The following is a 5,798-nucleotide window of genomic DNA, read 5'->3' as shown; positions in this document are numbered from 1 at the left end:
GCGTGTACAGGGTCGTGCGACGGCTGGGCGGTTGGAAATGGGTGGAGCAGGCGTTATCATCGTTGCCGTCTGAAGTGATAACGGAATCTATAAAGACTAAAGAGGAGCATAGTGTAACAGCCAGGTCCGGTATCAACTTGAAACGAGTTGCTGTGGATCTGACGCCGGTGTTGCCTGGGGGCGAGAATGGGGGCGCCAAATTGGTGGCGATAGGCCTTGTCCGTCACCTGTCTCAAATCGCCCCAGACTGCGAATGGGTTCTTTTGACCTCAGACAAGAGTCATGATGAATTAGCTTATTTAGACTCGCACAATGTACGCCGTCTGTGTGTGATGCAACGGGGTGGAAGAGCCGGAACTGCAAAGAGAGTGCAATTGTTGAAGGAGTGGGTACGTAATAGTCTGACGTCCATTCTTCCACCATCGGTTGTAGCAAGATTAAAGTTGGTCTATCGACAGGCGTTTCATCGCCCTCGCATTAGCAGCCTGCCCAGGCAAATCGGCGCGGACCTGGTATTCTGCCCCTTTACCGCACCGTTTTTCTATGATCCGACTGTGCCGATGGTGATTGTGGTGCATGATCTGCAATATCTCTACTATCCCATGTTTTTCACTATGGACGAGCGCTATTACAGAGACCTGCATTTTAGAGACTCTTGCCGTTTAGCCAGCAGGATAGTGTGTGTGTCAGACTATGTGCGCACGACAGTGTTAGAGAACGCAGATATTGATCCTAACCGTGTTGTCACTATCTACACTCGCATGGCTAACCGGTTACCCCAACCAGATACAGGCTCAGTTTCAGTTTTGAAGCGCCTGGGGATAGAGGCAAATCGCTTTCTTCTTTATCCATCCAACTTTTGGCCACATAAAAATCACGAGATGCTGTTAACGGCTTTTGGTTTATTTCGCGCGCACCACCCGGAGTCTGATTTGAGGCTGGTATGTACCGGCGCACCTGGCGAGCGTATGGATAAGTTGCAGGACGTGGTTGGACGCATGGGGTTAGGCGGCTGGGTCATCTTTGCTGGCTATGTGCCTGATGAAGAATTAGCCGCACTGTTGCAAGGATGCTGTGCTGTGATTTTTCCGTCCCTTTATGAAGGGTTTGGTATGCCAATCCTGGAGGCAATGGCATTCGGTAAACCGGTCTTGTGTAGCAACGTGACCGCCCTACCGGAGATCGCTGGCGATGCAGCGCTGTTTTTCGATCCTCGTAAGCCGCAGGAAATCGCGCAGGCAATTGCACAGGTTGAAAGCAATCCCGAACTAATGGCACAATTGGTTCAGCGCGGCTATCAACGCGTAGTGGCTTTTGAGGATCCGACAGAGATGGCTCGGCAATACCTTCGGGTTTTCTGCGAGGCTCTCGCCGATACGAGCCGTTTTGGTCTGGCAATTCACGGCATATATCCAGATGGGTGGACGGGTGAACGCTTGACGGTCACCTATGATGCCAACTCTGAAGAGCGATACCTGGAGATTTCGTTGACGGCTCCATCCTGGTTGCCTTTTGACCGTGTATCGGTCTGCCTGACACAGGATGGAAAGGATGATTCAGTGAGATACCAAATTGAGCGGGGCCGAACACTAATCGTCCGTCGTATGCTTCCTTGCGATAGCGGTTTTGTTGAGTTGCTGATTGATCCCGTCTTTCAGCCAAAGGCGTACAATATGGGTGAGGATACCCGTATGCTGGGGTGTGTGGCTCGTGCTTGTCGGGTTGTGTCACCCGGCGGCATTATTAATCTTCTGGAGGTACAGGCCGGTCATGCCACCACGAATTAGCATTATTACGCCATCGTATAACCAGGGCAAATACATTGAGCGCACCATCCAAAGCGTGCTGTCGCAGGGGGTGGATGGTTTGGAGTATTTAGTCATTGACGGGGGCAGCACGGATGAAACCATCGAGATATTGAAACGCTACGGGGACCGTTTCTATTGGGTATCTGAGAGAGATCGCGGACACGCCGATGCTATTAACAAAGGGATCATGCGCTCATCCGGTCCCATCATCGGCTGGTTGAACTCTGACGATATTTATTATCCTGGTGCGCTGGCAACCGTATTAGAGTACTTTGATACACACCCCGAAACTGAGGTGGTTTATGGGGACGCCAATCATATTGACGAGAACGATGCCTTTATTGAAAAATATCCCACCGAGCCATGGAATTGGGAGCGGCTTCTGGAAACGTGCTACATTAGCCAACCGGCGACATTTCTGCGCCGGTCCGTCTTTGACCGCTATGGTTTGTTAGATATTTCCTTGCGTCAGAGCATAGATTATGAGTACTGGATACGCCTGGGCAAAAACGGCGTGCGCTTCGATTACTTACCCGTCTTGCTGGCGGCTACCCGTCTGCACGGAGAAGCATTTACGGTAAGGGCAAGGATCGCCTGTCACAAGGCTAACAATGATTTCATGCGGCGGCATTTTGGCAAGGTGCCAGATCAGTGGATTTTCAATTATGCTCATGCTGTGGTGGAAACGAATGGCTTCCGCCGCGCTGATCGCTTTCGTTTCGCTGTGGCTGTTTCGCTTGTATCGCTGTACGCCTCGCTTCGGTGGAATCGCGGCATTTCAAGCAAAGTGCTGCGAACGACTACTTTCTGGATCGCGGCCAACGCACGGAATGTCCTCCGAAAGAGGTTCGCCAAATGCAAATGAGAATTGGCTTTGACGTGAGCCAGACCGGCTGCTTAAAGGCAGGCTGCGGGTACTTTGCCGATGGTCTGATCCGACACCTGGCCGAGATTGACTCAGAAAACGAGTACATCCTGTATCCAACTTTTGGAGACGGATATTGGGATCCTGACTGGCCTGATTCAACTGTTCAGATCAACAAACCCAACTTCCGGCGTGGATTGGGGCATCATTCATACGAAGACCTGCGAGCCTTCTGGACCAAACCGCCTGCCGATCTCGAATCAAGACTAGGCCAGCCGGATATTGTGCATGCCAACAATTTCTACTGCCCTGTAGGATTGAAACATGCTCGGTTGGTCTATACACTCTATGATCTCGCATTCTTAGAATATCCAGATTTCACCACCGAAGCGAACCGACTCATATGCTTTAACGGCGTTTTTCACGCCAGCCTATATGCTGACATGATCATTGCTGTGTCGGAATACAGTCGCTCCCACTTCTTAGAGATATTCCCGCATTATCCTCCAGACCGAGTTGTCGTGGTCTATGGGGGTAGCCGATTTACGAGGCGCGAAGATTTGGCAAAGCCCAAAAACCTCGCCCAACTCCAGCCTGGTCAATTCTGGTTGAATGTAGGAACGCTTGAACCACGCAAGAACCACCGGCGTTTGTTGCAAGCATATGCGCGGCTGAAAACGCATGTGGGTGAAACTTTCCCGTTAGTCCTGGCCGGCGGCAAGGGTTGGTTGATGGATGACTTGGATCAGTTGATTGAGAGATTGGAGTTACGGCAGGATATTATCCTGCTGGGCTATGTAGATGATACGACACTCCAATGGCTTTATCAAAACTGTTTCGCGTTTGTTTATCCTTCGCTGTTCGAAGGATTTGGTTTACCCGTATTGGAGGCGATGAATCTGGGCGCGCCGGTGATTGCCTCAAATGCCAGTGCACTACCTGAGATCATAGGCTCTGCAGGTATACTGGTGGAGCCCAATGATGAAGTCTGCATTTTTCGAGCCATGCTGGCTCTATTGTGTGGGGAAATCAACCCACAGGAGTTACGTGCTCGGTCCATTCTGCGTGCTCAGCAGTTCTCATGGGAGCATACAGCGTGGAGGGTGCTAGATGCATATCATGCGGTCGTTAAGAAAAATAAGAAAGGAGAGAGTGTCAGTGCCTCGCAAACTTGAAGAGATGACGGATGAAGAGTTTGTTGAATATTGTTACCAGAGGCTACTCGGCCGTCCCGGCGATCCGAACGGCAGGGGCCATTGGCTAAAGATGCTTCGTGGTCAAGAGCTGTCGCGGCTTGATTTACTGGAAATATTCATAGAAAGCGACGAAGCCAGAAATCGGTGGGAATCCCCATTTCTGAGATTCGCACCACCTGGCCATTTTCTATCGCCGTTGCCAGCCATAGAGGATGTAGAGAATTATGAGCAAATAGTCTCCGCTGCACGGAGTCGGCCAGATATAGCCGGCATTGATCTAAGGGTTATGGAACAGATTGCGCTGCTCAAAGAATTTGCGGCGTATTACAAAGAGCAGCCATTCACTGAACAGCCCTCGAAGACTTGCAGGTATTACTTCGCCAATGATTCCTACGTTTACCAGGATGGGTTAGTCCTGTACTGTTTCCTGCGGCATTACCGACCCCGTCGAGTAATTGAGATTGGTGCTGGTTTCTCATCGGCTGTTATGCTGGACACCAATGAACTCTTCTTCGGTGGAGCGATTGACTTGACTTTCATAGAGCCGTATCCACAGCGACTGAGATCCCTCCTACGCAAATCAGACGAAGTCAGGATTGTTGAACACAAAGTCCAGGAAATCCCAATCAGCGAGTTCTCACGTCTGGAGAAGAATGATATCCTGTTTGTTGACTCATCCCATGTGGTAAAGCTGGGGAGTGACGTGTCCTATATTCTCTTTGAAGTCTTGCCCGCTCTAAAGCCAGGCGTCCTGATACATTTTCATGACATCTTCTGGCCATTTGAATATCCGCGCGAATGGTACGCCGAAGGGCGCGCTTGGAATGAGATCCATGTCCTGCGAGCATTTTTGTCATACAATATCTCGTTTGAGATCCTGTGCTTCAACAGTTATATGGCTATGTTTCATCGCGATCTCTTATCACAACTTATGCCGCTTGCCTTGAAAGGCACAGGTGGGAGTCTCTGGATTCGGAAAATTACAATACCACAAAAGCCACCCTGTTGATGTGGCAGCAAGGGCAAGATACTGTACTGTCAAGCTACTGTGGAGATCCGGTTTGACCCCCAGAAGTGGGAACTGGTCTGCCGCCCGGAGAAAGGAGGCCCTCCGGTGCACCTGCCCATTCGGGGGCTGACCAAGGCCGACCTGATGGGAGAGTTGAGTCCACTGCGGGCAGTTCCGGCGTATCAGCTGGCGCTTCCCCTCTCGGTCGCCGAGTGGCGGCAATGGGGCCTGGCGACGGGCGAGATCTGGGGCTACCTGTGCTCGGACGACACGCTGTTGCCCGGCGCCTTACATCGTGTGGCTCGGGAGATTGACCCCGCTCGTGGACGACATGTTGTGATGGGCCGCTGTCGTTTCATAGACGAACACGGGAGGTTCACCGGCATAGAGCACCCCAGCCATTTTGAAAGTCATCGGCGCGTTTTGGAGGTATGGAAAGGGCATATGATTCCCCAGCCGGCGGTCTTTTGGACGCCGGAGGTGTGGCAACGCTGCGGGGGGATGGACGTCAGCCTCAAGTATCACATGGACTACGATTTGTTCTGCCGGATGTCGCGGCATTATCGCTTTTACTTCATTGATCAGGTGCTGGCAACCTACCGTTTGCACGCGGAATCGAAAACCGACGCCTGGACGGAGGCTGACCGGCTGGAGGATAGCATCCGCCTGAGCCGGCGCTATTGGGGATCCCCACTGAGGCCAATGTATTGGCAACTGGCACTCTCATTGGCCTGGTATCGCTTCCATCGGGTGGGGCGGGCGCGCAGGCTGCATGGGAAAGCCCAGGAGGCCTGGCGACAGCGACGGTTGCTGCCGGCGCTCGTATACGAACTGGCCGCCGCGTTGCTGGCGCCTGAGGTTGCTTTCTACGTGGGGATTTACCCGGCTCTCCGGCGGCGCGCCAGGGGAATTCTCAGGCA

5 protein-coding genes are annotated in these 5,798 nt (G+C 52.2%); all 5 read left to right on the top strand.

What is annotated here, in order from left to right:
- Positions 1 to 1,787: glycosyltransferase family 1 protein (locus tag ABJK56_RS09980; protein ID WP_347244522.1), on the top strand; the 1,787-nt coding region annotated here is incomplete at its 5' end.
- On the top strand, positions 1,771 to 2,673 hold the full coding sequence (locus ABJK56_RS09975; protein ID WP_347244521.1) for a glycosyltransferase family 2 protein: 903 nt from the start codon (positions 1,771 to 1,773) through the stop codon (positions 2,671 to 2,673). The genes ABJK56_RS09980 and ABJK56_RS09975, both read left to right, overlap by 17 nt.
- On the top strand, positions 2,664 to 3,848 hold the full coding sequence (locus tag ABJK56_RS09970; protein WP_347244520.1) for a glycosyltransferase family 1 protein: 1,185 nt from the start codon (positions 2,664 to 2,666) through the stop codon (positions 3,846 to 3,848). The genes ABJK56_RS09975 and ABJK56_RS09970 overlap by 10 nt, the downstream gene beginning before the upstream one ends.
- A complete protein-coding gene (locus tag ABJK56_RS09965; RefSeq protein ID WP_347244519.1) occupies positions 3,832 to 4,878 on the top strand; it encodes a class I SAM-dependent methyltransferase in 1,047 nt (348 codons plus the stop codon). The genes ABJK56_RS09970 and ABJK56_RS09965 overlap by 17 nt, the downstream gene beginning before the upstream one ends.
- 105 nt (positions 4,879 to 4,983) lie before the next feature.
- Positions 4,984 to 5,798, top strand: an 815-nt coding sequence (locus ABJK56_RS09960; RefSeq protein WP_347244518.1) for a hypothetical protein, incomplete at its 3' end; no start/stop codon positions are given.

The sequence above is a fragment of the Thermogutta sp. genome, from assembly GCF_039793925.1.
Lineage (GTDB): Bacteria > Planctomycetota > Planctomycetia > Pirellulales > Thermoguttaceae > Thermogutta.
The sequence above is the reverse complement of the archived record's forward strand: the minus strand, read 5'-3'. Positions and strand labels throughout refer to the sequence as shown.